Here is a 26,112-nt window from a genome sequence, read left to right on the forward strand (position 1 = left end):
GCGTCAGCCGCCCAGTTCGCGGCTGCGGCGCAGGATGATGTAGAGCGCCCCTGCCCCGCCGTGCCGGGGATGCGCGCCGCGTACCGCGACGATCCCGCCGGCATGACGCGAGATCGATAGCCAGTCGATGACCGCCGCACGGATCGCGCCGCGCGCATGCGGCCGTTCGCTCTCGGGGCGCGGCGGCTTGCCCGTCACCAGCAACAGCACGCGGTCGCCGCGGGCGATCGCGCGGGACAGGCCGGTGTCGAGGATCGCGTGCGCGGAGGCGAGCGTGTGGCCGTGAAGGTCGATCGAACTGTCGGGACTGACCGCGCCGCGCAACAGCCTTTTATCCCAGCCACCGTCGAGCGTGTTGGCCGGCGACAAGGTCCGCGCCGCCGTCTTCAACGGCGCGGCGCCAGTTGGGGGTGGGAGCGTTGGCAGGCGGATGCCCTTGGTCGGCTTTACCTTGCGCGTCGTCGCGACAGGCGCGGCTAACGGCACGACCGGGGGCGCCACCTTGGGTACCGCGCGCATTGGTCGCACGGTCTGCATCACGCGCGCCCAGAGATGCGCCTCGTCAGGGTTGAGCGGACGACCCGTCATAGCGCGCCCCGTTCGCAGTTGCGGCGTTGAGCCGTGCGGTGGTGCCGATCGGGAGCAGCAGGAACGCGGTGCCGCGCCCCGCCATGCCGCCCGCGGTCGCTTCGGCAGCGGCGCCAGCACCCCAGAAGGTGTCGAACCGGTTGCTGCCCTTGATCGCGCCGCCGGTATCCTGGACGATCCACAGCCCGGTCGCATCCTGCCGGTCGAGCGACAGGATCACCGGCGCGCCGAGCGGCACGAACTTCACGTCCGCCGCCGCGCTGACCTGCCCGGTCACGGGATAGCCCATCGCACCCTGCGGCGCGCCGTCGAGTTCGCGGAAGAACACGAAGCTCTTGTTCTCGCGCATGATCGCCTGCCCCTCGACGGGGTGATCGTGGAGCCACTGCACGATGCCCTGCATCGACGTCTGGCCGGGCTGCAACAGCCCGCGCGTCTTCATCAGCGCGCCGATGCCGGTATAGTCGCGGCCGTTCTGCGTGTCATAGCCGATCCGCAGGATCGACCCGTCGAGCAGACGAAGACGTCCCGACCCCTGGATCTGCAGGAAGAAGAGCTCGACCGGATCCTTCGCCCAGGCGAGGATCGGCGCGGTATCGGCGAGCGCACCCTGCTCGATCGCGGTGCGGTCATAATAGGGAATGAAGTTCGAGCCCAACACGCGGCCGCGGATCTTCTTGCCCTTCAGCGACGTCGAAAAGGCGCCGAGATCGACGTCGATCAGATCGCGCGGGCGACCATAGACCGGGGCATAGCCGTCGCGGCGCTCGAGCGAGCCGGCGATCTCGGGCTCGTAATAGCCCGTCGCGAAGGCCTTGCCGTCGCCGACCTGGACCGCCTCGAACCACTGGGTGAAGAATGCGCGCGCGCCACCGGGCCCGGTCGCCTGTGCAGCAGCGCAGGCCGGCTGCCAATCGGCACCGCGGGTCAGCCCCGACTGGTCGGAACGACGCTGCAAGCCAGGGCAGCTCGTGACGAAGGCGAGACGTGCGGCCTCGGCCTGCGCATCGCTGATCGGCAGCGTTGCGAGTGACGGCCCCGGCGTCACGCCGGCCGTGACCGCACTGACCGGGGCGAGCGCTCCGGGCAGTGGCGGAGCGACGGGAGAAGCAGCCAGCGGAACCGCCCCGACGATGCGGACGGGTATCTGGATGCCGCGAATGTTGCGAATGTTGTCACTGTTTGGGGTAAATTGACCCCGGGGCGGCTTTCCGGCAGTGGCAGCCGGCGATGCGGTGCCCGGCGAGGACGGGCGGTCGGTCAGTGCCGCGACACCGCCGACGCACCCGGTGAGTGCCAGGGCCAGTGCGAACGAACCGCCAATCCCCCTGATCGCGCGCGTCACGCCTCGTCGGTGTCCGCGAGCTTCCAGTTCGGGCCGGCGCTCTTGAGCGTCCGGACGAACGTCCAGATGTCATGCGTCTCGACCGCGTCGGTGAGCGACCCGGCGATGACTTCGCCCGCCTCGTTGCGCGTGATCGCGGCGATGTCCGCATCGAAGCGCACCGAGATGCGGGCTTCACGGCCCGAGACCGACGCATCGGCGATGACCGCGCGTTCGATCGTCACCAGACGATTGTCGAGCGTCTCGCCGGCCGCCTCGCGCGCCGCGATCGCCTCGACGAAGGCGGTGCGGACATCGTCCTCGGCCAGATCGGCGAGCGTATCGGCATCACCCTTCCAGAAGGCTTCCAGCGTCATGCGATAGGCCGCCTGCGCGCCTTCGAGGAACTGGTTGACGTCGAAGCCGGGCTCGACGGCGATGATCGAGCGCAGGCCGGGTTCGGCGCGCGCGTCGATGTTGCGGTTCGCGATCGTCCGCTGTTCGGCGGCCGCATCGATCGTGCGCGGGATCGTGACGGGTATGGACCGCTCCTCTGCCGCACGCGGCAGGGGCTGCTGTTCATGACCGGTCCGCTTTCCGAGCACGCTATAAAGACGCATCGCCAGGAACCCTGCGACCATCGCGAGAAGTACTACGTAAAACAACCGTGCCTCCGATCTTCGTCCCAACATAGGGCAACGGCGTCTCTTTTCAAACCCGCCTAGGATTCCGTGGGATCCGTAGCCGTTGAAACACCCGTCGGGCACTGCTACGCGCACTGCCTCAAGACACGAACGCGCGACCCGTCCGCTTCGGTCCCACCTCATTTATACGAAGGATTCGCAGATCATGGACGACCAGAACGGCATGTCGATCGCGGATCAGCCGCTTGCCAATGGTGCCGACGAAGCGCCCGCCGCCGGCCTGATCTCGCAATACGTCAAGGATCTCTCGTTCGAGAACCCCAACGCGCCCGCAGTCTACCAGAACCAGACCCCGCCCGCGATCGACGTCCAGTTCAACATCGGCGCGGCGCAGGTCGGCGACGAGGTGCACGAGGTCGTTCTGAAGATCGACGTCCGCGCCGAGACCGACGGCCAGGTCGCCTTCATCGTCGACCTGTCCTTTGCCGGCCTGTTCGGGCTGCGCAACATTCCGGCCGAGCATGTCCAGCCCTTCCTGCTGGGCGAGGCCCCGCGCCTGCTGTTCCCGTTCGCACGCCGCGTGCTGTCGGATGCGGTGCGTGACGGCGGCTTCCCGCCGCTGCTGCTCGAGCCGATCGATTTCGCGCAGCTCTATCTCCAGCAGTCGGAGCAGCAGGGCATCCAGCCGAACGTCGGCGATTTCGGCCAGGCGTGAAGCCCGGACCGGAGGGCGCATAGGTGAACCTGACCAAGGCGCTGGGATCGGTTGGCGGGCTGACGCTCGCCAGCCGCATCCTGGGGCTGGTGCGCGATTCGCTGTTCGCGCGGTTCGTCGGCGCGGGGTTCGCATCGGATGCTTATCTGATCGCGTTTCGCCTCCCGAACATGTTCCGCGCGCTGTTCGCGGAAGGCGCGTTCTCGGCCGCATTCATCCCGATGTTCAACCGCAAGGTCGGCGACAAGGATGGCCGCGGCCTGCCCGACGGCATCGCCTTTGCCGAGGACGCCTTGTCGGTCTTGCTGCCGGTGCTGATCGGCATGACGGTGCTGCTCGAGCTTGCCGCCTGGCCCGTCACCTGGCTGCTGACCTTCGGGTTCAACGGGGCGAGCGCCGAGCGCTTCGCCTATGTCGTCCACCTGTCGCGGATCATGTTGCCCTATCTGCTGCTGATCAGCCTCGTCTCGCTGCTCGGTGGCATCCTCAATTCACTGCATAAGTTCTGGATCAACGCCGCGGCGCCGATCCTGCTCAACGCGACGCTGATCGCCGCGCTGCTGCTGTTCCACGAGCGGCTGCCGCTGATGACCGCACGCAACCAGGCGATCGCGGTGACGGTGTCGGGCGCGCTGCAACTTCTCTGGCTGATCTATGCCTGCCGCAGATCGGGCGTCGTGCTCCGGCTGAAGCGGCCCCAGCTCAATCCCGAGGTGAAGCGGCTGATGTCGCTGATCTGGCCTGCCGCCGCGGGTGCGGGTGCGGTCCAGATCAACCTCGTCGTCTCGACCGCGCTAGCCGCCGCGCTGCTGCCCGCGGGCTCGGTCTCGTACATCTATTTCGCGGACCGGCTGAACCAGCTGCCGCTCGGGCTGATCGGCATCGGTCTCGGCACCGTCCTGCTCCCCACCATCTCGCGCCAGCTCGGCCGCGGCGAGGAGACGGAGGCGATGGCGACGCAGAACCGCGGCATGGAGCTCGCGCTGTTCCTGACGCTGCCCGCGACGGTGGCGCTGATCGTCTGCGGCGTGCCGATCGTCGGCGCATTGTTCCAGCACGGCAAGTTCGCGCTCGACGACAGCATCCTGACCGCGCAGGCGCTCGCCGCCTTCTCGATCGGGCTGCCGTCCTACATCCTCGTGAAGGTGCTCACGCCGGGCTATTATGCGCGGTCCGACACGAAGACGCCGGTGCGCTATGCGACGATGTCGATGGTCGTGAACCTCGTCCTCAACCTCGCCTTCATCAAGCCGCTCGGCCATATGGGCCCGCCGCTCGCCACCGCGATCGCGAGCACGGTGAACGTCGCGATGCTGTATCGGACGCTCGTCCGTCGCGGGCATTTCATCCCCGATGCGCGGCTCGTCCGGCGGACGTGGCGGCTGCTGGTCGCCGCGCTGATCATGGGCGGCGTGATGTATTTCCTCAACGACCTGTTCCAGCCGTTCGTCACGGGCAGCGGGACCGAGCGCTGGGGGGCGATGCTCGTGCTGGTCGCGACCGGCGGGGTCGTCTATGCGATCGCCACCCTGCTCACCGGCGCGTTCCGGCTGGGCGACATCTCCACGCTCCTGCGTCGTTCCAAATAAGGTTTTCCCATGCGCGTCGTCTCCGGCATCAAGCCCACCGGTAATCTCCATCTCGGCAATTACCTGGGGGCGGTGAAGCAATGGGTGACGTTGCAGGACGACGTCGTCGCGCAGGGCGGGGAGTCGATGTTCTTCATCGCCGACCTGCACGCGCCGACCGAATGGATCGCGCCCGCCGAACTGTCGTCACACACCCTCGAGGTTGCCGCGACGATGATCGCGGCGGGCGTCGATCCGGCCAAGTCGATCCTGTTCAACCAGGCGCGCGTGCCCGCGCATAGCGAGATGGCGTGGCTGCTCAACACCGTTGCGCGCGTCGGCTGGCTGAACCGCATGACGCAGTTCAAGGACAAGGCGGGCAAGAACCGCGAGGGCGCGAGCGTCGGGCTGTATGACTATCCGGTGCTGATGGCGGCGGACGTGCTGCTCTACAATGCGACCCACGTGCCGGTCGGCGAGGACCAGAAGCAGCATCTCGAGCTCGCGCGCGATATCGCGACCAAGTTCAACGGCGATTACGGCGTCGACCTGTTCACGCTCCCCGCGCCGCTGATCAGCAAGGCGGCGCCGCGGATCATGTCGTTGCGCGATGCGTCGGCGAAGATGTCCAAGTCGAACCCGTCCGAACAGTCGGTGGTCAAGCTGATCGACAGCGACGACACGATCGCGGACAAGTTCCGCAAGGCGAAGACCGATCCCGACCTACTGCCCGCGACCGTCGACGAGCTCGGCGATCGGGCGGAGGCGCGCAACCTGCTGACGATCTATGCCGCGCTGGCGGACAGCGACGTCGCGACCGTGCTGGGCGAATATGGCGGCAAGGGGTTCGGCGCGTTCAAGCCGGCGCTCGCGGATCTCGCGGTCGCCAAGCTCGGGCCGATTCGTGACGAGATGGTGCGGCTGCTCGACGATCGCAGCGCGGTGACCGCGGTGCTGCGCGATGGCGCGGAGAAGGCGCGCGCGCTGGCGGCGCCGGTGCTGAAGCGGACGCAGGATGCGATGGGGTTGCAGGTCTAGGCTGCCCCTCTTCCCGTCATACTGACGCCTCTCCCGTCATCCTGACGCCCCCTCCCGTAATCCTGACGAACGTCAGGACCCAGGGTAACAGGCGTCGTGGTTTGTGGCTCGGGGTCCTGACTTTCGTCAGGATGACGGGGGAATGGAACGACGGGATGAGGCGGGAAGGCCTCAGCCCTCCAGTTCGCGCATCAGCACACGGACGGCGGCGTCGATGTCGCGGTCCTGGTCGCGCAGTTCGGTGATCTTGCGGACTGCGTGGATCACCGTCGAGTGATCGCGGCCACCGAACTTGCGGCCGATCTCGGGCAGCGACCGCGTCGTCAGGCGCTTGGCGAGATACATCGCGATCTGCCGCGGCCGCGCGACCGCACGCGCGCGGCGTGCCGAGATCATGTCGAGCGGCTTCAGCTCGAAATGCGCCGTCACCAGCTTCTGGATCTCGTCGATCGTCACGCGCTTCTGCGCGCCGCGCAGCACTTCGCCGAGCGTCGCGATCGCGAACTCGAGGTCGATCGTCTCCCCGGTCAGCTGCGCATAGGCGATGACGCGGTTGAGCGCGCCCTCCAGCTCGCGGATATTGGCGTGGATCCGGCTCGCGATCAGGTCGAGCACGTCGGTCGGCACGCGCAGGTCGGGCAGGTCGACGAGCTTGCGGTCGAGGATCGTGCGGCGCAGCAGCAGGTCGGGCGCCTTGATGTCGGCGACCAGCCCGACCGCCATGCGGCTGATGATCCGCGATTCGACGCCCTCGAGCGCCTGCGGGCAGCGATCGGCGGAGATCACCAGCCGCTTGCCGGCCGTCATGATCTCGTTGATCGTGTGGAAAAATTCCTCCTGCGTCGCGTCCTTGCCGGCGATGAACTGGAGATCGTCGATCAGCAGCAGGTCGGCGCCGCGCAGCCGGCGCTTGAACGCGTGCGTGTCGCGCGCGCGCATTGCCGCGACGAAATCATACATGAACCGTTCGGCCGACATGCACAGCACGACCGCGTGCGGGTTGGCGGCGAGGAACGTGTGGCCGATCGCATGCATCAGATGCGTCTTGCCCTGCCCCGTGTTGCTGTGGAGGAACAGCGGGCTGAACCGGACGGGTCCGGGCTCGGCGAGCACCTTGGCGGCGTTGAACGCGACCTTGTTCGACGCATCGACGACGAAACGGTCGAATGTGTAGCGCGGATCGAGCGGCGGGCGCTCGGGGATGATGGTATCATAGGCGGGCGCGGGCTGCGCCGCGGGGGCGGGCTTCAGCGACGGGTCGACGCCGAATTTGACCGGGACCTGCGCGGGTTCCACGGCCGCAGCCGCGGTGGTGCGGTCCGGGACCTCCGCAGGGGTCGGCATCACCAGCAGCACGGGCTTTGGACCGGGCCTGCGCGTCTCGATCTGGACGGTGCGGACCTGCGGCAGGATCTGCCGGAATTCTAGCGCGAGCCGGTCCGCATAATGGTTGCGGACCCAGTTGGTCATGAAGGCGGACGGCAAGGCGAGGCGAATCGACTCCTCGTCGTCGCTCGGGATCAGCTCGATCGGCTTCAGCCACTGCTCGAACAGGCGCGCGCCGGCAGACTCGCGCAGGGACGAGCGCACGCGATCCCAGGCCTTTTCGGCCTCCGAAGCGTGCACGGTCGATCCTTGCCAATTCGTCACGCGCACACTTCTCCGACCCCGCGCGACAGCCGCGCTGGTGATATAGTCCCGACAGAAAATGATCCCCCGTGACGACCCATAGGGTCGCCCGGCATCTTCGCCCTGTTGCTTGCGCAGTGGTGATTCACGTCCGTGATTCACCGCCGCCGTTCGCTCAGTTATGAAGCGATCGGCGAGTCTAGCAAGGCCCGAGCACGTCACATTTTCGAAATAAAGCGGGTTGACTTGATCAAGCCCCGGAAATGCGTCGATATTTTTATAAGTGGCTGTGTTTGGCCAATTTTTACGATTTCGGAGCCGGTGCGGCATGATCCGGCTTCACTCGAATCGCGGGGAATCCGTCGGTTGCGCGAGCGCGCCTTCGGTTCCCTTTGCAGACGCAAAAAACCCGCCGGGAAGATCCCGGCGGGCAATCCGCTCCGGCCATGTCGGGTCGCTCAGGCGAGCCCGGTCACGGCCTTGGTCAGACGCGCGAACTTGCGGCTCGCGGTGTTCTTGTGCAGCACGCCCTTGGCGACGCCACGCTGCAGCTCAGGCTGTGCCGCGGCCAGTGCGGTGGTCGCTGCGCCCTTGTCGCCCGACGCCAGTGCGGCCTCGACCTTCTTGATGAAGGTACGGATACGGCCAACGCGGTTGCCGTTCACTTCCGCGCGACGGTCGTTGCGACGGATACGCTTTTTCGCCTGCGGCGTGTTCGCCATGAAGCCCTCTGGATGTTCGAATGATAAAAAGGGGCGCCGGATTGCTCCTACGCCCTCTCGAAGCGCGGCTCCTACCCACTCCGCACCGAATCGTCAACCGCGTTCCGTCATGCCTTTTGGCAACGCGCACACCAGAAGGTCGAACGCCCGCCCTCCGTCCTGCGGCGGACCAGCGCGCCGCACGAACAGGGCTCGCCCTCGCGACCATAGACACGCCATTGTTTCGAGAAATAGCCGAGCTCGCCGTCCGGTCGCGCATAGTCGCGCAGACTCGATCCGCCCGCGAGGATCGCGGCGGTCAGCACCGCGCGGATCGCCTCGACCAGCCGTTCGAGTCGCGGCAGCGCGATCCGCCCCGCCGCACGGCTCGGCGCGATCTTCGCCATGTGCAGCGCCTCGCACACATAGATGTTGCCGAGGCCTGCGACGATCCGCTGGTCGAGCAGCATCGCCTTGATCGACGCGCCACGCCCCTCGAGCGCCGACAGGAGATAGGCCGCGGTCAGATCAGGACCGAGCGGTTCTGGCCCCATGGCGAGGAACGGCGGATACTGCGCGATCGCGTCGCTGGACCAGAGATCGAGAAAGCCGAAGCGCCGCGGGTCGTTGAGCGCGACCGTCCGCCCCGCCGCGGTGCCGATGAGCAGATGGTCGTGCGGCATGATCGCGCTGGGATCGACCCGCCAGCGTCCCGACATGCCGAGGTGGAAGACGAGCGTATCGCCGCGATCTGTGTCGATGAGGCCATATTTGGCGCGCCGCGACAGCCGCGTGACGGTCGCGCCGGTCATGCGCTGCCGCAAGTCGACGGGAATCGCCTTGCGCAGGTCCGCACGGCGCGGTTCGACCGAGGCCAGGCGCTGGCCGAGCAGCACGGGTTCGAGCCCGCGCACGGTGGTTTCGACTTCGGGAAGTTCTGGCACGTTTTCCAGCTAGGTTGCGTTTGCCCGCGCCACAAGGCGCCGCTAGAGCACGGGGCATGAATGACATCGCGCCCGCCCCCGCTCTCATCCCCGACCCCGCCCCGAAGGCCGACACCGTCTCGTTCGGTTACGAGGACATTCCCGCCACCGAGAAGACCGCGCGCGTCGGCGGCGTGTTTTCGAACGTCGCGAGCAAATATGACCTGATGAACGACGCGATGTCGGGCGGCATGCACCGGCTGTGGAAGGACCGCTTCGTGCGCCGCGTGAAGCCGCGCGAGGGCGAGCAGATTCTCGACATGGCGGGCGGCACCGGCGACATCGCGTTCCGCATGGAGCCGTCGGGCGCGTCGATCACGGTCGCCGACATCAATCCGCAGATGCTCGAGGTCGGCATGGAACGCGCGCACAAGCGCGGGCTCGACGGGCTGGTCTGGACCGAGGCGAATGCCGAGACGCTGACCTTCCCCGACAGGTTCTTCGACGCGTACACGATCGCGTTCGGGATCCGGAACGTGACTGACATTCCCAAGGCGCTGCGCGAGGCCCACCGCGTGCTGCGGCGCGGCGGGCGGTTTTACTGCCTCGAATTCTCGACCACCGTGTGGCCGGGCTTTGCCGAGGTGTACGACGCCTATTCGCACAAGATGGTGCCGAAGCTCGGGCAACTGCTCGCGCAGGATGCCGACAGCTATCGCTATCTGATCGAGTCGATCCGTCGGTTCCCGGACATGCCCAAGTTCAAGGGCATGATCGCGGATGCTGGTTTCGTGCAGACGAAGGTCGAGCCGCTACTGGGTGGGCTGGTTGCGATTCATTCGGGTTGGAAGATTTAGTGATCACGCGAAGGCGCGAAGGCGCGAAGAGGGGTTCACGCGGAGACGCGGAGACGCGGAGCGTCAGCGTGGCATCCGCGCGGCAGCGCATCGCTCCAGTTTCGCCTATGATGAAAGGCCGCAGTCGCGGCAAGGCGCACCCCCTCCGCGCCTCCGCGCCTCCGCGCGAACCATTTTTTCCCTCTCTTTGCGCATTCGCGCCTTCGCGTGAACAAATCTCGCTTTCTGCAGTGAACGGCCTGTGACCGCCTCGACCACCCATGTCTGGCGGCTCCTCAAATGGGGTCGCATCCTCGCCCGGCACGGCGCGCTGCGCGGGATCGAGCGGGACCCCAATACGCCGGCCGCCGTGCGTCGCCTCGCGCGGATCGCCCGGTTCGGTGCGCGCGTGCCCAAGGTGCCGCGCTATGCCGATGCGTTCCAGGCGATCGGCCCCGCCGCGATCAAGCTCGGCCAGACGCTCGCCACCCGCCCCGATCTGGTCGGCGAAGACGCCGCGCAGGATCTGCTGCGGCTGCAGGACCAGCTGTCGCCCGTCCCTTACGAGACGATCGAGGCGGCGATGCTGGCGAGCTTCGGCAAGCCGCTCGAAACGCTGTTCTCGCGGATCGAGCAGGTCCCGGTCGGTGCCGCGTCGATCGCGCAGGTCCACCGCGCGACGACCACCGATGGCCGCCAGGTCGCGGTCAAGGTGCTGCGCCCCGGCGTCGAGGATGATTTCGCGCGGGCGATCGACACCTATAGCTGGGCGGCGGCGCAACTCGAGGCGCTGAGCCCCGAGGCGATGCGTCTGCGCCCGCGCCTGACGATCGAGACGTTCAAGCGCTGGACGCTGCGCGAGTTGAATTTCCGCCGCGAGGCCGCCTCGGCGTCCGAGCTCGCGGACGGCATGACCGCCGAGCCCGATTTCGTCATACCCGCGATCGACTGGGCACGATCGACCGCCAAGGTCATGACGATCGAGTGGATCAACGGCATCAAGCTGTCGGATCGTCCCGCGCTGGTGGCGGCGGGCTACGACCTGCCCGGCCTCGCGCAGACCTTGGTCCGCGCGTTCCTGCGGCAGGCGATCGCCGACGGGTTCTTCCACGCCGACATGCACCAGGGAAACCTGTTCGCGCTGCCGGGCAACCGGATCGCGGCGATCGATTTCGGCATCATGGGCCGGATCGACCGGCGCGCCCGCGTCTGGCTCGCCGAGATCCTCTACGGGCTGATCACCGGCAACTATAAACGCGTCGCCGAGATCCATTTCGAGGCGGGCTATGTCCCCGCGCATCACGACGTCGCCGAATTCGCGACCGCCTTGCGTGCGGTCGGCGAGCCGATGCGCGGGTTGCCGGTCAAGGACATGTCGATCGGCATGATGCTCGACAGCCTGTTCTCGATCACGCGCGATTTCGACATGGTGACGCAGCCGCATTTGCTGCTGCTGCAGAAGACGATGGTGATGGTCGAGGGCGTGGCGACCAGCCTCGATCCCGACATCAACCTGTGGGAGAGCGCGGAGCCGTTCGTGCGTGACTGGATCCGCGGCGAACTCGGCCCCGAGGCGGCGATCGCCGACCGGATCATCGAGGACGTGCGTACGCTGACCCGGCTGCCCGAACTGGTCCGCCGGATCGAGGCGCATTACCCGCCACCCGGCGGCGCACCGCCGACGATGCCACTGCGCGAGATCGAGGTCATCCGGATCGGCGGCGGCTGGCGCTATGGCCTCGTCGCGGTGATCGCGGCGATTGCCGGGGTTGCCGCCACGCTGGTCTTCGGATGAGCCTGCACGTCGGATGAGGACGCGGCGGGGCGCCCCCCTGTGGCTGGTCGGCCCGAGCCGGTTCGCCGGCATGTCCCGGTCGCAGGCGCGGCTGGGGCTTGCGCTGTTCGCGATGCTGCTGCTCGCGTGCCTGACCGCGACCAGCGCGCCCGGACCACGCCCGGGCGAGGCGGGCGTGGCGTCCGCGCCGCTGGGCCAGACCGAGCTGCTGCTCTATCAGAGCGTCGTCGCAAACGTGCGCAGCGGCACGCCCTATTATGTCGCGGCGGCAGAGGCGCACCGCGTCGCGCACGCGCCGCTCAAGCCCTATACGACGGTCCGCCTGCCGACGCTGGCGGTGGTGCAGGCCGCGGTGCCGCCGCTGCTCGTCACCGCGCTGTTGCCGCTCCTCTGCATTGGCGCGATGGGCGCGTGGATCGTCCGGCTGCGCCCGGCGATGACCGGGCCGATCCCCGTGGGGATCGCGGGGCTGCTGATCCTGACGGGGCTCTACGTGCATCTCGAGCCGCCGCTGGTCGTCTTCCCCGAAGTCTGGGCGGGGGCTTTGATCGCGCTTTCGCTCGCGTTGCGGCGCCCCGGTGAGTGGGTCCCCGCGGTCGCGCTCGGGCTGTCGGCGATGCTGATCCGCGAGACCGCGCTGATCTATGTCGTGATCATGGCGGTGATCGCGTGGATCGAGGGCGAGCGCCGCGAGGCGGCGGCATGGGTCGGCGCGACGCTCGTCTTCTTCGTCGCGCTCGCCGCGCATGCGCATGCGGTGACGCTGGTCACCGGTCCGCTGGACCGGAGTGCGCAGGGGCTGAGCGGTCTGGAGGGGTTCGGCTTCTATGTGCAGCTCGTGACGCTGTCGTCGGGCCTCGCGCTGCTGCCGGACTGGCTGGCGGCGGTCCTGATCGCGACCGCGCTGTTCGGGTGGCTGGCGTGGCGCGATCCCGCCGCCGTCCGCGCGCTCGCCACGCTGCTGGGCTATGCGGCGGTAATCGCGCTGGGCGTGCGCAGCGACGACTTCCCCTGGGCGCTGATCACCACCCCCGTCCTGCTGGTCGGGATCGTCTTCGCGGTCGACGGCCTGCGCGACATGATCGTCGCGGCGCGCGATACACGACGGATTACGGTGACGCGCGTGATCCGCTAGGACTCGCGGCATGAAGCGTATTCTCCTGATCGTCGGGGGCGGCATCGCCGCCTACAAGGCGAGCGAACTCGTCCGACTCCTGCGCAAGCGCGGCCATGCGGTCCGCTGCGTGCTGACCGAGGCGGGGCAGCATTTCGTCACGCCGATGACGCTCGCCGCACTCAGCGAGGACAAGGTCTATACCACCCTGTGGGACCTGAAGGACGAGGCGGAGATGGGGCATATCCAGCTCAGCCGTCAGGCCGACCTGATTGTCGTCGCGCCCGCGACCGCGGACCTGATCGCGCGGATGGCGGGCGGGCTCGCCAACGACCTTGCGACGACATTGCTGCTCGCGACCGACAAGCCGGTGCTCGCGGCGCCGGCGATGAACGTGCGGATGTGGCTGCACCCCGCGACGATGCGCAACGTCGCGCAGCTGCGTGCGGACGGGATCACCGTCATGGCGCCCGACGAGGGTCCGATGGCGTGCGGCGAGTTCGGACCGGGGCGGCTGCCCGAGCCCGACCGGATCGCCGACGCGATCGATGCCGCGCTCGAGGCCGAGCCGCAGCGTCTCGCGGGCCGGCACATTCTCGTCACCGCAGGGCCGACGCACGAGCCTATCGATCCCGTCCGCTATATCGCCAACCGGTCGTCGGGGCGGCAGGGCTTCGCGATCGCGGGCGCGCTGGCGGCACTTGGCGCGCGGGTGACGCTGGTGGCGGGGCCGGTGACGCTGCCGACCCCTGCGGGCACGACGCGGATCGACGTCGAGACGGCGCGCGAGATGGCCGATGCGGTCGACCACGCCCTGCCCGTCGATGCCGCAATCATGGTCGCGGCGGTCGCCGACTGGCACGTCGACGCCGCGGTGCAGAAGATCAAGAAGGGCGACGCGACGCCGACGCTCGCGCTGTCCGAGAACCCCGACATCCTCGCGACACTCGCACGCAGCCCGCAGCGACCCGCGCTGCTGATCGGCTTCGCGGCCGAGACCGAACGCGTCGTCGAGCATGCGACCGCCAAGCGTGCGCGCAAGGACGTCGACTGGATCGTCGCCAACGACGTGTCGGGCGACGTGATGGGCGGCAACAGCAACAGCGTCCACATCGTCACGAAGGACGGCGTCGAGAGCTGGCCGCGGCAGGGCAAGGATGCAGTCGCGGCGCAGCTGGCACGGCGCGTCGCCGATGCGCTGGAACCCGCACAGCCGATGCGCTAAACCGCGCCGCATGACGATCCGTATAGACCTCAAGAGATTGCCGCATGGCGATGGCCTCCCCCTGCCCGCCTATGCAACCGCAGGTGCCGCGGGCATGGACGTGGTGGCGGCCGAGCCGCTGACGCTTGCCCCGGGCGCCCGCGCGGCGGTCGCGACCGGCTTTGCGATCGCGATTCCTGAAGGATACGAGGTCCAGGTGCGGCCACGCTCGGGGCTTGCGCTCAAGCACGGCGTCACCTGCCTCAACACGCCCGGGACGATCGATTCGGATTATCGCGGCGAGGTGAAGGTCATCCTCGCCAATCTCGGCGATGCCCCCTTCGACATCGCCCGCGGCGACCGGATCGCGCAGCTCGTTCCTGCAGCGGTGGTGCGTGCGAGCGTCGGCGAGGTCGAGACGCTCGACGACACGGTGCGCGGGCATGGAGGATTCGGGTCGACCGGACGATGATCGCGCTGCTTCTTCTGGCAGCGTCGCTGGGCGCCGTGCAGGCGCCGGCCGCCGATGTGCAGACCGCACCGGCGCTGCCCGTGCCGCGAATCGTCCCCCCGCCCGTCGTTCCGACCCTGCCCCCCGCGCCTGCGCCGTCCGCGCCGCCTCAGGTGACGGGTGGCGTCCCGCTGCCGCCACAGGACTGGAGCGCGCTGCCGGTGTTGCGGCTGCGGCGCGGGGTTGCCCCGTCGCTGGATGCCAGCACGTTCGTCCAGCGCGAGGTGCTGGCCGGGCGGTGCGGTGGCGCGACGCGGACGCCGCAAGGCTGGGTCCTGAACCTCGACCTCGCGCTGCTCGCCGCGGCGGATGGCCGGGTGCGACGGGTCACGCCGCGCGCGATCGATTGTCCGACGGTCGAGCAGTTCGCCGCCGGCCTGCTGCTGGGCGCGGCGCGCAACAATGTCGATCTGCGCGGCGCCGCCACCGACAGCTGGTACCGCACGACGATGGTGTTCGCGTGGAAGGCATGACGCTCTCCGACGACGAACTCGCGCGCTATGCCCGGCACATCGTTCTTCGCGAATTCGGCGGCACCGGTCAGCTGCGGCTGAAGGCGGCGACGGCGGTGGTGATCGGGGCCGGCGGCATCGGCTCGCCGGCGATCCAGTATCTCGCGGCCGCCGGGATCGGGCGCCTCGTGCTGATCGACGACGACGCGGTCGAGACGTCGAACCTGCAGCGTCAGACGATCTTCCGCACCGAAGACCAGGGTCTCGCCAAGGTCGAGGCCGCCGCCGCCGCGCTGCGCCGGATCAATCCGAACGTCACGGTCGACACGCACCGCCTGAGGGTGGACCAGAGCAATATCGGCGCGCTGATCGCGGGCGCGGACGTGGTGCTCGACGGCTGCGACAATTTCGCAACGCGGTTCGTCGTCGCCGATGCGGCGCACGCGGCGCGGATTCCGCTGGTCTCGGCGGCGGTCGGCCAGTTCGAAGGCCAGCTCGGCGTCTATCGCGGCTGGGAGCCCGACCGGCCCTGCTATCGCTGTTTCGTCGGCGAGAATCCCGAGCGTGCCGAGACGAGCTGTGCGGAGGACGGCATCCTCGGCCCCGTCACGGGCGTGGTCGGCAGCCTGGCCGCGCTGGAAGTGATTCGTGCGGTCGCGCCGTTCGGCGACGATGTGGCGGGCCAGCTGTTGCTGATCGACCTGCTGTCGCTCCGCTTCCGGACGATCCGGCTGCCCAAGGATCCCGGCTGCCCCTGCTGCGGCAGCGGCTGATCCGCAAGAGTGCGGGGCGGATGGGCTGAACCCACCCGCCCCGCATCTTGCAGATCGTTCAGCCCAGCAGCGTCTTGGCGAACGCGCGGACGACCGGTCCGATATCGTCGCGTGCGAGCGCGAGCGCGAGGTTGGCCTGGATATAGCCCGCCTTGTCGCCGCAGTCGTAGCGCTGGCCATCGAAGGTGAAGCCGTGGAACGGCTGGTTGCCGATCAGCTGCGCCATCGCGTCGGTCAGCTGGATCTCGCCGCCGGCACCCTTTTCCTGCCCTTCGAGGATGCGCATCACCTCGGGCTGGAGGATGTAGCGGCCCGGGATCATCAGGTTCGACGGCGAGGTGCCCTTGGCGGGCTTCTCGATCAGCGCGGTGACCTCGGTCAGGCGACCGTCGGTCGCGCCGGGCGAGATGATGCCGTATTTGTCGGTTTCCGAATCGGCGACCTCGAGCGCGCCGATGACGTTGCCGCCGACCTTGTTATACGCCTCGACCATCTGCTTCATGAAGCCGGGCTTGCCGACCATCAGCTCGTCGGGGAGCAGCACCGCGAACGGCTCGTCGCCGACGATCTCGCGCGCGCACCAGACCGCATGGCCGAGACCCAGCGGCTCCTGCTGACGGACATAGACGGGCGAGCCGGGCCGCTGGCGGATGCCGTCGAGGACGGTCAGCGACTTGCCGCGCGCGCGCATCGTCGCCTCGAGCTCGTAGGAGATGTCGAAATGATCCTCGAGCGCGCCCTTGCCGCGGCCGGTGACGAAGATGATCTGCTCGATCCCCGCTTCCAGTGCCTCTTCGACGGCATATTGGATCAGCGGCTTGTCGACGACGGTCAGCATCTCCTTGGGCATCGACTTGGTCGCCGGAAGGAATCGCGTGCCAAGCCCAGCAACGGGGAATACGGCCTTGCGCAGCGGTTTGATCGTCATTCAGTAGTCCCTTGTATCGTTGCGGGTGCAGATCGTTGCGGGTGCATAATGCCGCCGAACGGACTCGGCAAATCAACTGCGGCGGTTAGCGCGTCATTAAAGACGTGGGGTGTAGGCGGGTTCCATGTCAAAAATACTCGTCATCTTCGGGACGCGCCCCGAAGCGATCAAACTCTTCCCGGTCATCCGGGCGTTGCAGACGCAGCCGGGGCTGGTCGTCAGGACCTGCGTGACGGCACAGCATCGCGGACTGCTCGACCAGGTGCTCGCGATCGCGGGCCTGTCCCCCGATATCGATCTCGACCTGATGGAGCCGGGCCAGACGCTTGATCGGCTGACCGCCCGGCTGCTGGTCGGGCTGGGCGATGTGATGGACGCCGAGCAGCCCGACATGGTCGTCGTCCAGGGCGACACCGCCACTGCAATGACCGGCGCGCTCGCCGCCTATTACCGCAAGGTCCCGGTCGCGCATGTCGAGGCCGGGCTGCGCTCGGGCGACATCCATCATCCCTGGCCCGAGGAAGTGAACCGGCGGATCGTCGCGCCGATCGCCGCGCTCCACTTCGCGCCGACCCAGACTGCGGCGGACGCGCTGCTGCGCGAGAATGTCGCCCCCTCGACGATCCACGTCACGGGCAACACGGTGATCGACGCGCTGCACTGGACCCATGCGCGGGTGGCCGCGGATCCGGCGCTCGGCGCCGCGCTCGACCCGGTCGTGGCGGATACTGCGGGCAAGCGGATCATCCTCGTCACGACGCACCGGCGCGAAAATTTCGGCGACGCGATGGCCGGGATCGCGCGGGCGATCGCGCGGATCGCGGCGCGCGATGACGTCGCGGTGGTCTTTCCCGTGCATCCCAACCCGAATGTCGTCTCAGTAATGGACCGCATCCTCGGCGATCAGCCCGATATCGCGCGGATCGCGCCGCTCGATTACCCGAGCTTCGTCCGCGCGCTGGGGCTGGCCGAGATCGTCCTGACCGATTCGGGCGGCGTGCAGGAGGAAGCGCCCGCGCTCGGCAAGCCGGTGCTGGTGATGCGCGAGACGACCGAGCGCCCCGAGGGCGTCGAGGCGGGTACCGCAAAGCTGGTCGGGACGTCGGAGGACCGCATCGTTTCCGAAATCTTCACGCTGCTCGACGACAAAGCCGCCTATTCCGCGATGGCGCGCGCGCACAATCCGTTCGGCGACGGCCACGCCGCGGCCCGGATCGCCGAAACCATCGCGCAGACCATGGCCCAGGCGGTCGCCAGCCCATCAGCCCATCGTTGAGGATCATCCGTCATGCTTTCCGATACTGAACTGAACGTCGTCGTCATGGGGCTGGGCTATATCGGCCTGCCCACCGCGGCGATCATCGCGCGGACCGGCGCGCGCGTGCTCGGCGTCGACGTAACCGAACGCGTCGTCGAGACGATCAATTCGGGGCGCGTGCATATCGAGGAGGTCGATCTCGACGGTCTGGTCTCGGGCGTGGTCGCGCGCGGTACGCTGCGCGCGGCGGTGACGGTCGAGCCCGCCGACGTCTTCGTGATCGCGGTCCCGACCCCGTTCGACGCCGCGCATGCACCCGACATCAGCTATGTCCTGGGTGCCGCGACGACGATCGCGCCGGTGCTGAAGCCCGGCGATACCGTCATCCTCGAATCGACCTCCCCCGTCGGGACGACCGAAAAGGTCCGCGACCTGCTGGCGACCTTGCGCCCCGATCTGCGCGTGCCCGGGCGGACCCGCGACCAGGCCGATATCGCGATCGCCTATTGCCCCGAACGCGTGCTGCCGGGACGCATCCTGGTCGAGCTGATCGACAATGACCGCGTCATCGGCGGGATCACCCCGCGCTGTGCGCGCAAGGCGCTGACCTTCTACCGCCGGTTCGTCCGCGGCGCGTGCGTCACCACCACCGCGCGCGCCGCGGAGATGACCAAGCTGACCGAGAATGCGTTTCGCGACGTCAACATCGCGTTCGCCAACGAGCTGTCGCTGATCGCCGACACGATGAACGTCGATGTCTGGGAGGTCATCCGGCTCGCCAACCGCCACCCGCGCGTCAACATCCTGCAGCCCGGGCCCGGCGTCGGCGGGCATTGCATCGCGGTCGACCCCTGGTTTCTCGTCCATGCCGCGCCCGACCAGACGCCGCTGATCCGCACCGCACGCGAGGTGAATGACGGCAAGACCGATCACGTCATCGCGCAAGTGGCTGCGATGATCGCTGCGGATCCGACCGCGCCGGTCGCGTGCCTGGGCCTCGCGTTCAAGGCCAATATCGACGATTTCCGTGAGAGCCCGGCGATGAAGGTCGCGCTGGCGGTCGCGAATCGCTTCGGGGATCGGGTCCGGATCGTCGAGCCCTATGCCGCGGCGCTGCCACCGGCCTTCGACGGCACGGGTGCGACCCTGATCGACGTCGACACCGCGATCGAGACCTGCCCGATCATGGTCGTGCTGGTCGATCACGACGTCTTCCGTTCGATCCCGCTCGAGGAGCGCAGCGAGAAGACGGTGCTCGATACGCGCGGGATCTGGCCCGACCAGCCGCGCAGCCCCGCACAGCCGGCGGCTCGGATCGCCAACTAGCGGAGCGGCTGGGTCCGCAGCGCGAGGACGTCGGCGGGCAGGATCGGCCGTTCGGGGCGGCGGGCAATGTCCTGGACGACGGCGTCGAGCGCGGTCGCCCGCGCCTTGGACGAGGCGTGGGTGCGGCTGCGGAACAGGCCGCCGTCGATCGTGCCCCCCTTCTCGCGCCAGAATTGCGGTGCCGAGCGCGGATCATAGCCGGCATTGGCGAGCAGATAGACGCTGAGCCGGTCCGCCTCGTCCTCGGTCTGGCGGATCAGCCGGCCGTTGCGGCCGAGTTCGGCCATCAGCCCGCGACTGATCTTCGCCGCATCGAGCCGGTCGCGGTGGCGCAGGATGTTGTGCGCCAGCTCGTGCGCGACGATCACCGCGATCTCCGCGTCGCTATAGCCTTCGAAATATTTCTCGCCGATCTGGACGACCGCGCCGTCCGCGCTCGCATCGAGGCCGCTGCCGAGCAGGATCTCGAATCGCGAGCGGCATCCCGCGACAGCCGGGATCGAGACGGTGACCGCGCGCCCGTCGCGCAGGACCGTCATCGCGATCGGTGCGCCGGGCGGCTGCGCGGCGATCAGCGCCTCGGCGGCGTCGCGGTCGGCGGGGGTTTCCGCGGTGTCCGCGGCACCGATCCCGGGTTGCCGCTTGCCCGCGAGCAGCTGGATCGAGTCTCCCGACCGGACGCCCGCGCGCGCGGCCGGCCCGTCGGCGACCACCGCCTCGACCCCCAGCCGCGTTTCGAACCCGAACACGCCGATCGCATTCGGCCTGGCCTCCGCACTATATTGGTTGAGCGCATGGATCGGCATGCCGATCTGCGGCTGCAGCCGGTCGCACAACGCCGCATTGGCGGAGGTCAGCCGGTATCCGATCGTCGCAAGCCGCAGGTCCGCGGCGCGCAACGCCTCGAAGAACGCCCTGGGCGGGGCCTGCGCGGGTGCCGCAGCCGGAGCGGTGGTAGTGCCGGCGAGGGAGACGGAAACGGAGACGGACGGCGGCGGAACCGCGGAGGCCGCACCTGCGCTTAGCAGGACTGCGGGCAGGATACGCATGACGATCGACATGCGGCCCTGATAGACGGCTTTCAGCCGCACGCCATCCACCCTCGCGCAGGAGTCGACGAACCGCGCCGCGTTGCGACGGCGCGCCCGAGCCTCTATGTGCGGTGCCAACGGATATAGACTTTATGATTTCAAGATTCTTTCGGTCCAAGGCCCCGCGATCCGCGGGCCGGTCCTGCTCGATCCCCGAAGGCCGGCGCGTCTATGCGGTCGGCGACATCCATGGCTGTGCCGATCTGCTCGACGACCTGATCGCGCAGATCGACGCGGACGATGCGGCGCGCGGCGCGGCGGAGACGACGGTCATCTTCCTGGGCGATATCGTCGATCGGGGCCCGGCCTCGGCCGCGGTGATCGATCGGCTGATCGGCTATGCCGCGGCGCGCGCCGACGTGCGGTTCCTGCAGGGCAATCACGAGGAGATCTTCCTCGGCGCGCTCGACGGCGAGCCCAAGGCGCTGCGGCTGTTCTGCCGGATCGGCGGTCGCGAGACGGTGCTGAGCTACGGGATGGACGCGGCCGAATATGAGCGGCTCGATTACGAGGAACTGGTGCAGCGTCTCGCGCAGCTCGTGCCCGAGGGACATCGCGCGTTCCTGTCGGGCTTCGAGGATCTGATCACGATCGGCGACTATGCGTTCGTGCATGCGGGCGTCCGTCCGGGAACGCCGCTCGCGGACCAGCGCAGTTCGGATCTGCGCTGGATCCGCGACCCGTTTCTCGATCATCGCAGCCCGCTCGACAAGATGATCGTCCATGGCCACACGGTGATCGAAGAGGTCCAGACGATGGCGCATCGTATCGGCATAGATACGGGCGCCTATGCGACCGGTCGGCTGACTGCGCTCGGAATCGAGGGCGATCGTACATGGACGTTGCAGACGGCACCCCGCCCCGGTTCGTCGGAAAATTCTCTCGAATCCTGAAAACTATGCCTTCTCGTCTTACTACAATAGGGTATACCCCCAGGGCGATCAGGGCATGTTGCCCGCTCGCAACAGTATGGAACTCTTCCGTACCGTTCCAGTTACCTCGGTTGCGCAAGGTCGGGTTTCGTGCCAAAGACCTACGCGACGAGCACAAAGGGAGTTCATCATGCGTCTTGGGAAGTATCTCCTGACCGCAGCAGCAGCCACGATGGCAGTTGCTCCGGCCATGGCAGCACCGGTTAATTCGGCAGCAAGCCTTTCGGTTTCGAAGTCGGCTCGCGCCGGTTCGGTTACCGCAAAGAAGAACAAGGTTGCAGGCGGCGGCGTTATCGTTGCAGTCCTCGCAGCAGCAGCCGTTGTCGGCGGCATCGTTATCGTTGCCGATAACGACGACGACAGCGACAGCAACTAAGCCTAGGCTCAGTTCTGGAAAATAGCGGTCTTCGGGCCGCTATTTTTTTGCCTGCTGCAGATGGGTCCGGGGCGGATGCGGCGATGTTCCAGCGCCCCTCCCCGCCTCGCACCGCTGCGCAAGCACCGCGTGCCACCGGGGTCGACGATCCATTGCGACGATCGGCGGGACTGAGGCCTGAACACGAACTCCAGTGGTTAAACGCGATATGCGATGCCGCTGTAATGCCGGATGGTGTTTGACCCCTGACGCGGCGCGCCCACCCTTGGCCAAGGCAGGCGGGCGCGAGATGACCCGAGGCGTCACCGGGCGCGTCGGCCGAACCCTGCATGATCCGCGTCACGCCGACATAACAAGGCCGCCCGCGACGATCAGTCGCGGACGGCCCTGTATCGTGATGCCGAGTCCGGCGGGGCGGGCGGCGAACCGCCCGACGAGGCGATCAGCGCGGCTGCGGCACCGCGCCGCCGGCGCCGGGCGCACCCTGCTGCATCTGCATCTGCATCTGCTGCTGCGCCTGCATCTGCTGGACGACGCTTTGCGGCAGGAAGTCGAGCAGCTCGACGTCGAACACGAGCGTCGAGTTGGCCGGGATCGGTCCGCTGGCCTTGTCGCCATAGCCGAGCGAGGGCTTCAGCCAGAAACGGTACTTGCCGCCCTTTGGCATCAGCTTGAGCGCTTCGGAGAAGCCGGGAACGACGCCCGTGACGGGCAGCGGCGTCGGCTGCTGCGACTTGTCGAAGGTGGTGCCGTTGAGGAGCTTGCCCTCGTAGTTCACCAGCGCGACGTCGGCATCGGTCGGCTTGGCGGCACCGGGCTTGCCCGGCGTCAGGATCTTGTACTGGAGGCCCGACGCGGTCGTGACGACGCCCTTGGCGCGCCCGTTGCGGGTCAGCGGATCGTCACCCTGGCGCGCGAGCGCGACGGCGCCGATCAGCGCGAGCGCGATGCCCAGCCACAGATAGATGAGATAGCTGCGCTTGGTCGGCTGCAGCGGAACGGCGGTGACGGTCGACATCGGACAAACCCCGGGTCATCTGGTCACGCCGGAGCGCCGCGCGTGCCGTAGAATTCGTAATCGGAGCCGCGGTGACGCGGCCCCCAAAACCCTGGCTGCGCGTGCAGCCGAGGGTTCCTACTGCAGGCGAAGCTTAGCGTGCGCCGTCGCGCTCGGCGCGCTTGCGCTCGAGCTTGCGCGAACGACGGATCGCAGCCGCACGCTCGCGAGCGCGCTTTTCCGACGGCTTCTCGTAGTGGCGGCGCAACTTCATCTCGCGATACACGCCTTCACGCTGCAGCTTCTTCTTGAGCGCGCGAAGGGCCTGGTCGACGTTGTTGTCGCGGACGATGATTTGCATAAACCCGTTAAGCTCCGGTCGAATAGATACGAATGGATAGTGCCGTCGCGAACAAGTCCGCGCCGCATGAACGGGAGCCCCTAACAGCGTGTGCCCGCTGTTTCAAGCCAAACCCGCCCGGTCCGTGTCGGGGTTCACGTCGGGAGGCGGTTTGCGGGCCTGCCAAGCCAGCGCTAAGAGCCGCGCATGACCACGCATGCCCTGACCCTGTATAACAGCCTGACGCGCCGGCTCGAGCCGTTTGCGCCGATCGATCCCGCCAATGTCGGGCTCTATTCCTGCGGACCGACCGTCTACAATTATGCGCATATCGGCAATCTGCGGGCCTATGTCTTCACCGACACGCTGTCGCGGACGCTGACGTGGAAGGGCTTTGGCCTCACGCACATCGTCAACATCACCGATGTCGGCCACCTGACGTCAGATGCCGATGCGGGCGACGACAAGATGGAGGCCGCCGCGCGCGCCAGCGGGCAGGATATCTGGTCAATCGCAAGACATTACACCGAAGCCTTCAAACGCAACCTGATCGACCTCCACATCCGCACGCCGACCCGCTTCCCGCTCGCGACCGACCATATCGGGGAGATGATCGCCTTTGCCGAGGCCATCGCGCCGGAGCATTGCTACCTGCTCGAGGACGGCCTGTATTTTGATACCAGCACGGTCCCGGACTATGGCCGGCTTGCCCGGTCGAACGACGATGCCGGCGAGAGCCGGATCGATCCGGTCGCGGGCAAGCGCCACCCGCAGGATTTCGCGATCTGGCGGACATCGGCCCCGGGCGAGATGCGCCAGATGGAATGGGAGTCGCCCTGGGGACGCGGTGCACCCGGCTGGCATCTCGAATGCTCGGTGATGAGCCAGAAATATCTGGGGCCGCAGTTCGACATCCACACCGGCGGCATCGACCACCGCGAGATCCACCACCCGAACGAGATCGCGCAGAATCAGGCGCGTTGCGGGTGTGCGGACACCGGGGCGAACCTCTGGATGCACAACAACTTTCTCGTCGAACGCTCGGGAAAGATGTCGAAATCCGGCGGCGAGTTTACGACGCTCCAGACTCTCGTCGATCGCGGCTTCCACCCGCTCGCTTATCGGCTGATGTGCCTCCAGGCGCAGTATCGCAGCGAGCTCGAATTCTCCTGGGACAATCTGGCGGCCGCGACGACGCGGCTGAAGCGGCTGGCGCTCACCGTGCAGGCGTTGCGCGACCGTGCGGCCCCAGGCAATTCGGCGAGCGATCCCGCCATACCCGCGACCGACGCCATCCGCGCCCTGCTCGCCGGCTACCGCGATCGACTCGACATCGCCGTCTGTGACGACCTTGCGACGCCGCGCGCCCTGCCGGTCCTCGACGAACTGCTCGCGGACAAGCGGCTGTCGCCCGCCGACCGACTCGGCGCGCTGGCCGATTTCGATGCGGTGCTGGGACTCGATCTCGCAGCCCTGCGCCGCGAGGATCTGCGCGTCCGTCCGGCCTCGGCCACGCTCGATGCCAAAGCCGTCGACGAACGCCTTGCCGAACGCCGCGCCGCGCGCGCCGCCAAGGACTTCCCGCGGTCGGACGCGATCCGCGACGACCTCGCCAGCGCCGGGGTCGAGGTAATGGACGGCGATCCGCTCGGCTGGGACTGGCGGATCGGCTGATTGGCGGCGGAGACGACTCCGCGCTTTGGCGTCGCACCCGAAGCGCGGTACAGAGGCGGGGATGAAAGCCGTCCTCCCCGCCGCCGCCCGCCCGCTGCTCGAACCGCATCTGCCGTCCGATCTCGACGTTGAATGGTTTGCAACGCCAAGCGAGGCGAATGCGGCGATCGGCGATGCGGACATCGCCTGGGTCGACATGCAGCCGACTCACCTGGTGGCGGACGCGATTCGCGCCGCCGGGCCGCAGCTGAAATGGGTGTCGACCATCTATGCGGGACTCGACGCCTTCCCGCTTGCATGGCTGCACGACCGGGGCGTGATCCTGACCAACGGTGCGGGCATCAACGCGGTCGCGGTCGCGGAATATGCGGTGATGGGGATACTCGTCGCCGCCAAGCGCCTCGACACTGTCCTCCGCGCGCAGGCCGAACATGTCTGGCTGAAGGACGCGCCCGGCAAGATCGAGCTTGCCGACACGCGCGCGCTGGTCATTGGCTATGGCACGATCGGCGCGATGATCGGCGATCGGCTCGCGGCCTTTGGCGTCGACGTGACCGGCGTGACCCGGACCGGGCGCGACGCGACGCTCACGCCCGATGCCTGGCGCACCCGTCTCGGGGAGTTCGACTGGGTGGTGCTTGCCGCGCCCTCGACCGATGCGACCAAGACGCTGATCGGCAGCGGCGAGCTTGCCGCGATGAAGGACAGCGCATGGCTGATCAACATCGCGCGCGGCGACATGATCGATGACGAGGCGTTGCTCGCAGCCTTGCGTTCGGGACAGATTGGCGGGGCGTTCCTTGATCCGACGCACCCCGAACCGTTGCCGGCCGATCACCCCTTATGGTCCGCGCCGAACACGATCCTGACGATGCATCTGTCGGGTCGCAGCCAGACCAGGATGTTCAAACGCGGAGCGGCGATGTTCCTCGACAATCTGCAGGCGTATCGCGCGGGGTCCGCGATGCGGAACGTCGCTGATCTTGCAGCAGGCTATTGAACGATAGCGTCGGTGGCAGGCACCGGCGGTCGCACGATCAGCTGCGCGCGGTGCCGTTGTTCGGGCTGTTATAGTCCTTGATCCCGCGACGACGGCGCTTGTCGCGACGGCGGCGCTTCATCGTCATGATCAGCACGGGCACGCCGATCGCGACACCGACGCCAACGATCGAAAATGCAATGATAATTCGCAAGGGAAGATCCATCGTCGCCCTGTGCCAAACCTGCCCGACATTGAGAAGCGCTTTCTCTACAATCTCGGGCAACCCCTGACCGTCCGGATCGCTGCGATCAGTCACATTGCATCCGGTACTCGTCCGCCTGCAAGCTTTACTTGATTGCGCCAAAAGCCGATTCGGCGCATGGCCGCGCCTCG

Annotated in this window: 27 protein-coding genes; 16 read left to right on the forward strand and 11 right to left on the reverse strand. The window is 67.7% G+C overall.

The genetic code is table 11. From position 1 onward, the window contains the following. Window positions 1–3 precede the first annotated feature (3 nt). Genes IFT54_RS14110 through IFT54_RS14120 form a run of 3 tightly spaced genes read right to left on the reverse strand, consistent with a single transcriptional unit; the run spans window position 4 to window position 2,577 of the window. Complete coding sequence (locus IFT54_RS14110) at window positions 4–588, reverse strand: Smr/MutS family protein (protein ID WP_192071143.1); 585 nt, start codon at window positions 586–588, stop codon at window positions 4–6. Further along, the gene (mltA, locus tag IFT54_RS14115) at window positions 563–1,933 is read right to left on the reverse strand and encodes a murein transglycosylase A (RefSeq protein ID WP_342354837.1); all 1,371 of its coding nucleotides are present in this window, start codon (window positions 1,931–1,933) and stop codon (window positions 563–565) included. The genes IFT54_RS14110 and mltA overlap by 26 nt, the downstream gene beginning before the upstream one ends. Further along, window positions 1,930–2,577 (reverse strand): Tim44/TimA family putative adaptor protein, encoded by a 648-nt coding sequence (locus IFT54_RS14120; protein WP_156360333.1) that lies wholly within the window; start codon window positions 2,575–2,577, stop codon window positions 1,930–1,932. Before IFT54_RS14120 ends, mltA begins: the two co-directional genes overlap by 4 nt. A gap of 184 nt (window positions 2,578–2,761) precedes the next feature. Between IFT54_RS14120 and secB the strand changes: the two genes are divergently transcribed. Genes secB through trpS form a run of 3 tightly spaced genes read left to right on the forward strand, consistent with a single transcriptional unit; the run spans window position 2,762 to window position 5,877 of the window. Then, window positions 2,762–3,271 carry a protein-export chaperone SecB gene (gene secB, locus IFT54_RS14125; RefSeq protein ID WP_031394740.1) on the forward strand — a complete coding sequence of 170 codons (510 nt, stop codon included), beginning with the start codon at window positions 2,762–2,764 and terminating at the stop codon, window positions 3,269–3,271. Between the two features lie 23 nt (window positions 3,272–3,294). Next, window positions 3,295–4,860, forward strand: coding sequence for a murein biosynthesis integral membrane protein MurJ (gene murJ, locus IFT54_RS14130; RefSeq protein ID WP_183936218.1), 1,566 nt, complete (start codon window positions 3,295–3,297; stop codon window positions 4,858–4,860). A gap of 9 nt (window positions 4,861–4,869) precedes the next feature. After that, on the forward strand, window positions 4,870–5,877 hold the full coding sequence (gene trpS / locus IFT54_RS14135) for a tryptophan--tRNA ligase (RefSeq protein WP_031394738.1): 1,008 nt from the start codon (window positions 4,870–4,872) through the stop codon (window positions 5,875–5,877). Window positions 5,878–6,048: 171 nt separating this feature from the next. On the opposite strand, the gene dnaA is transcribed toward trpS, so the two are convergent. From dnaA to mutM, 3 genes are all read right to left on the reverse strand, one after another. Further along, window positions 6,049–7,527 (reverse strand): chromosomal replication initiator protein DnaA, encoded by a 1,479-nt coding sequence (dnaA, locus tag IFT54_RS14140; RefSeq protein ID WP_192071144.1) that lies wholly within the window; start codon window positions 7,525–7,527, stop codon window positions 6,049–6,051. 437 nt (window positions 7,528–7,964) lie between these two features. Next, a complete protein-coding gene (gene rpsT, locus IFT54_RS14145; RefSeq protein ID WP_031394736.1) occupies window positions 7,965–8,228 on the reverse strand; it encodes a 30S ribosomal protein S20 in 264 nt (87 codons plus the stop codon). A 107-nt stretch (window positions 8,229–8,335) separates the two neighbouring features. Then, window positions 8,336–9,151, reverse strand: coding sequence for a bifunctional DNA-formamidopyrimidine glycosylase/DNA-(apurinic or apyrimidinic site) lyase (gene mutM, locus IFT54_RS14150; RefSeq protein WP_192071145.1), 816 nt, complete (start codon window positions 9,149–9,151; stop codon window positions 8,336–8,338). Window positions 9,152–9,207: 56 nt separating this feature from the next. Between mutM and IFT54_RS14155 the strand changes: the two genes are divergently transcribed. From IFT54_RS14155 to IFT54_RS14185, 7 genes are all read left to right on the forward strand, one after another. Further along, window positions 9,208–9,987: a class I SAM-dependent methyltransferase gene (locus IFT54_RS14155; RefSeq protein WP_192071146.1), complete on the forward strand. Its 780-nt coding sequence runs from the start codon at window positions 9,208–9,210 to the stop codon at window positions 9,985–9,987. 241 nt (window positions 9,988–10,228) lie between these two features. Beyond that, window positions 10,229–11,761: a 2-polyprenylphenol 6-hydroxylase gene (gene ubiB, locus IFT54_RS14160; RefSeq protein WP_192071147.1), complete on the forward strand. Its 1,533-nt coding sequence runs from the start codon at window positions 10,229–10,231 to the stop codon at window positions 11,759–11,761. Between the two features lie 13 nt (window positions 11,762–11,774). Further along, window positions 11,775–12,896 carry a hypothetical protein gene (locus tag IFT54_RS14165; protein ID WP_192071148.1) on the forward strand — a complete coding sequence of 374 codons (1,122 nt, stop codon included), beginning with the start codon at window positions 11,775–11,777 and terminating at the stop codon, window positions 12,894–12,896. Between the two features lie 10 nt (window positions 12,897–12,906). After that, window positions 12,907–14,100: a bifunctional phosphopantothenoylcysteine decarboxylase/phosphopantothenate--cysteine ligase CoaBC gene (gene coaBC / locus IFT54_RS14170; RefSeq protein WP_192071149.1), complete on the forward strand. Its 1,194-nt coding sequence runs from the start codon at window positions 12,907–12,909 to the stop codon at window positions 14,098–14,100. Between the two features lie 10 nt (window positions 14,101–14,110). Next, window positions 14,111–14,551 carry a dUTP diphosphatase gene (gene dut, locus IFT54_RS14175; protein ID WP_183936224.1) on the forward strand — a complete coding sequence of 147 codons (441 nt, stop codon included), beginning with the start codon at window positions 14,111–14,113 and terminating at the stop codon, window positions 14,549–14,551. Beyond that, window positions 14,548–15,063, forward strand: coding sequence for a hypothetical protein (locus tag IFT54_RS14180; RefSeq protein WP_192071150.1), 516 nt, complete (start codon window positions 14,548–14,550; stop codon window positions 15,061–15,063). Before dut ends, IFT54_RS14180 begins: the two co-directional genes overlap by 4 nt. Further along, entirely contained in the window at window positions 15,060–15,815 is a 756-nt protein-coding gene (locus IFT54_RS14185) for a HesA/MoeB/ThiF family protein (protein WP_192071151.1), read from the forward strand. The genes IFT54_RS14180 and IFT54_RS14185 overlap by 4 nt, the downstream gene beginning before the upstream one ends. A gap of 58 nt (window positions 15,816–15,873) precedes the next feature. Here IFT54_RS14185 and galU read toward each other — a convergent pair whose 3' ends face one another. Next, a complete protein-coding gene (galU, locus tag IFT54_RS14190) occupies window positions 15,874–16,743 on the reverse strand; it encodes a UTP--glucose-1-phosphate uridylyltransferase GalU (RefSeq protein ID WP_031394718.1) in 870 nt (289 codons plus the stop codon). A gap of 124 nt (window positions 16,744–16,867) precedes the next feature. Here galU and wecB point away from each other — a divergent pair, with 124 nt between their 5' ends. Together wecB and wecC are read left to right on the forward strand one after the other, a co-directional pair. Beyond that, a complete protein-coding gene (gene wecB, locus IFT54_RS14195) occupies window positions 16,868–18,019 on the forward strand; it encodes a non-hydrolyzing UDP-N-acetylglucosamine 2-epimerase (protein ID WP_192071152.1) in 1,152 nt (383 codons plus the stop codon). Between the two features lie 12 nt (window positions 18,020–18,031). Then, window positions 18,032–19,327, forward strand: coding sequence for a UDP-N-acetyl-D-mannosamine dehydrogenase (gene wecC / locus IFT54_RS14200; RefSeq protein ID WP_192071153.1), 1,296 nt, complete (start codon window positions 18,032–18,034; stop codon window positions 19,325–19,327). On the opposite strand, the gene IFT54_RS14205 is transcribed toward wecC, so the two are convergent. Then, entirely contained in the window at window positions 19,324–20,418 is a 1,095-nt protein-coding gene (locus tag IFT54_RS14205) for a M48 family metallopeptidase (protein ID WP_192071154.1), read from the reverse strand. The genes wecC and IFT54_RS14205 overlap by 4 nt on opposite strands. 92 nt (window positions 20,419–20,510) lie before the next feature. Between IFT54_RS14205 and IFT54_RS14210 the strand changes: the two genes are divergently transcribed. Continuing rightward, complete coding sequence (locus IFT54_RS14210; protein ID WP_192071155.1) at window positions 20,511–21,311, forward strand: metallophosphoesterase family protein; 801 nt, start codon at window positions 20,511–20,513, stop codon at window positions 21,309–21,311. Between the two features lie 169 nt (window positions 21,312–21,480). Continuing rightward, window positions 21,481–21,726 (forward strand): hypothetical protein, encoded by a 246-nt coding sequence (locus tag IFT54_RS14215; RefSeq protein WP_031394633.1) that lies wholly within the window; start codon window positions 21,481–21,483, stop codon window positions 21,724–21,726. 442 nt (window positions 21,727–22,168) lie between these two features. Here the strand turns inward: IFT54_RS14215 and IFT54_RS14220 are convergent, their stop codons facing one another. Together IFT54_RS14220 and rpsU are read right to left on the reverse strand one after the other, a co-directional pair. Next, window positions 22,169–22,744 (reverse strand): FKBP-type peptidyl-prolyl cis-trans isomerase, encoded by a 576-nt coding sequence (locus tag IFT54_RS14220; protein ID WP_192071156.1) that lies wholly within the window; start codon window positions 22,742–22,744, stop codon window positions 22,169–22,171. Between the two features lie 133 nt (window positions 22,745–22,877). Further along, window positions 22,878–23,084: a 30S ribosomal protein S21 gene (gene rpsU / locus IFT54_RS14225; protein WP_031394635.1), complete on the reverse strand. Its 207-nt coding sequence runs from the start codon at window positions 23,082–23,084 to the stop codon at window positions 22,878–22,880. A gap of 186 nt (window positions 23,085–23,270) precedes the next feature. On the opposite strand from rpsU, the gene cysS reads away from it, so the two are divergent. Then, the gene (gene cysS, locus IFT54_RS14230) at window positions 23,271–24,737 is read left to right on the forward strand and encodes a cysteine--tRNA ligase (RefSeq protein ID WP_192071157.1); all 1,467 of its coding nucleotides are present in this window, start codon (window positions 23,271–23,273) and stop codon (window positions 24,735–24,737) included. A gap of 61 nt (window positions 24,738–24,798) precedes the next feature. Beyond that, the gene (locus IFT54_RS14235; RefSeq protein WP_192071158.1) at window positions 24,799–25,737 is read left to right on the forward strand and encodes a D-2-hydroxyacid dehydrogenase; all 939 of its coding nucleotides are present in this window, start codon (window positions 24,799–24,801) and stop codon (window positions 25,735–25,737) included. A gap of 37 nt (window positions 25,738–25,774) precedes the next feature. Here the strand turns inward: IFT54_RS14235 and IFT54_RS14240 are convergent, their stop codons facing one another. Beyond that, on the reverse strand, window positions 25,775–25,930 hold the full coding sequence (locus tag IFT54_RS14240) for a hypothetical protein (RefSeq protein ID WP_183936458.1): 156 nt from the start codon (window positions 25,928–25,930) through the stop codon (window positions 25,775–25,777). Window positions 25,931–26,112: the final 182 nt, after the last annotated feature.

The organism is Sphingomonas sp. CFBP 13714, assembly GCF_014842205.1.
Classification (GTDB): Bacteria; Pseudomonadota; Alphaproteobacteria; order Sphingomonadales; family Sphingomonadaceae; genus Sphingomonas; species Sphingomonas aerolata.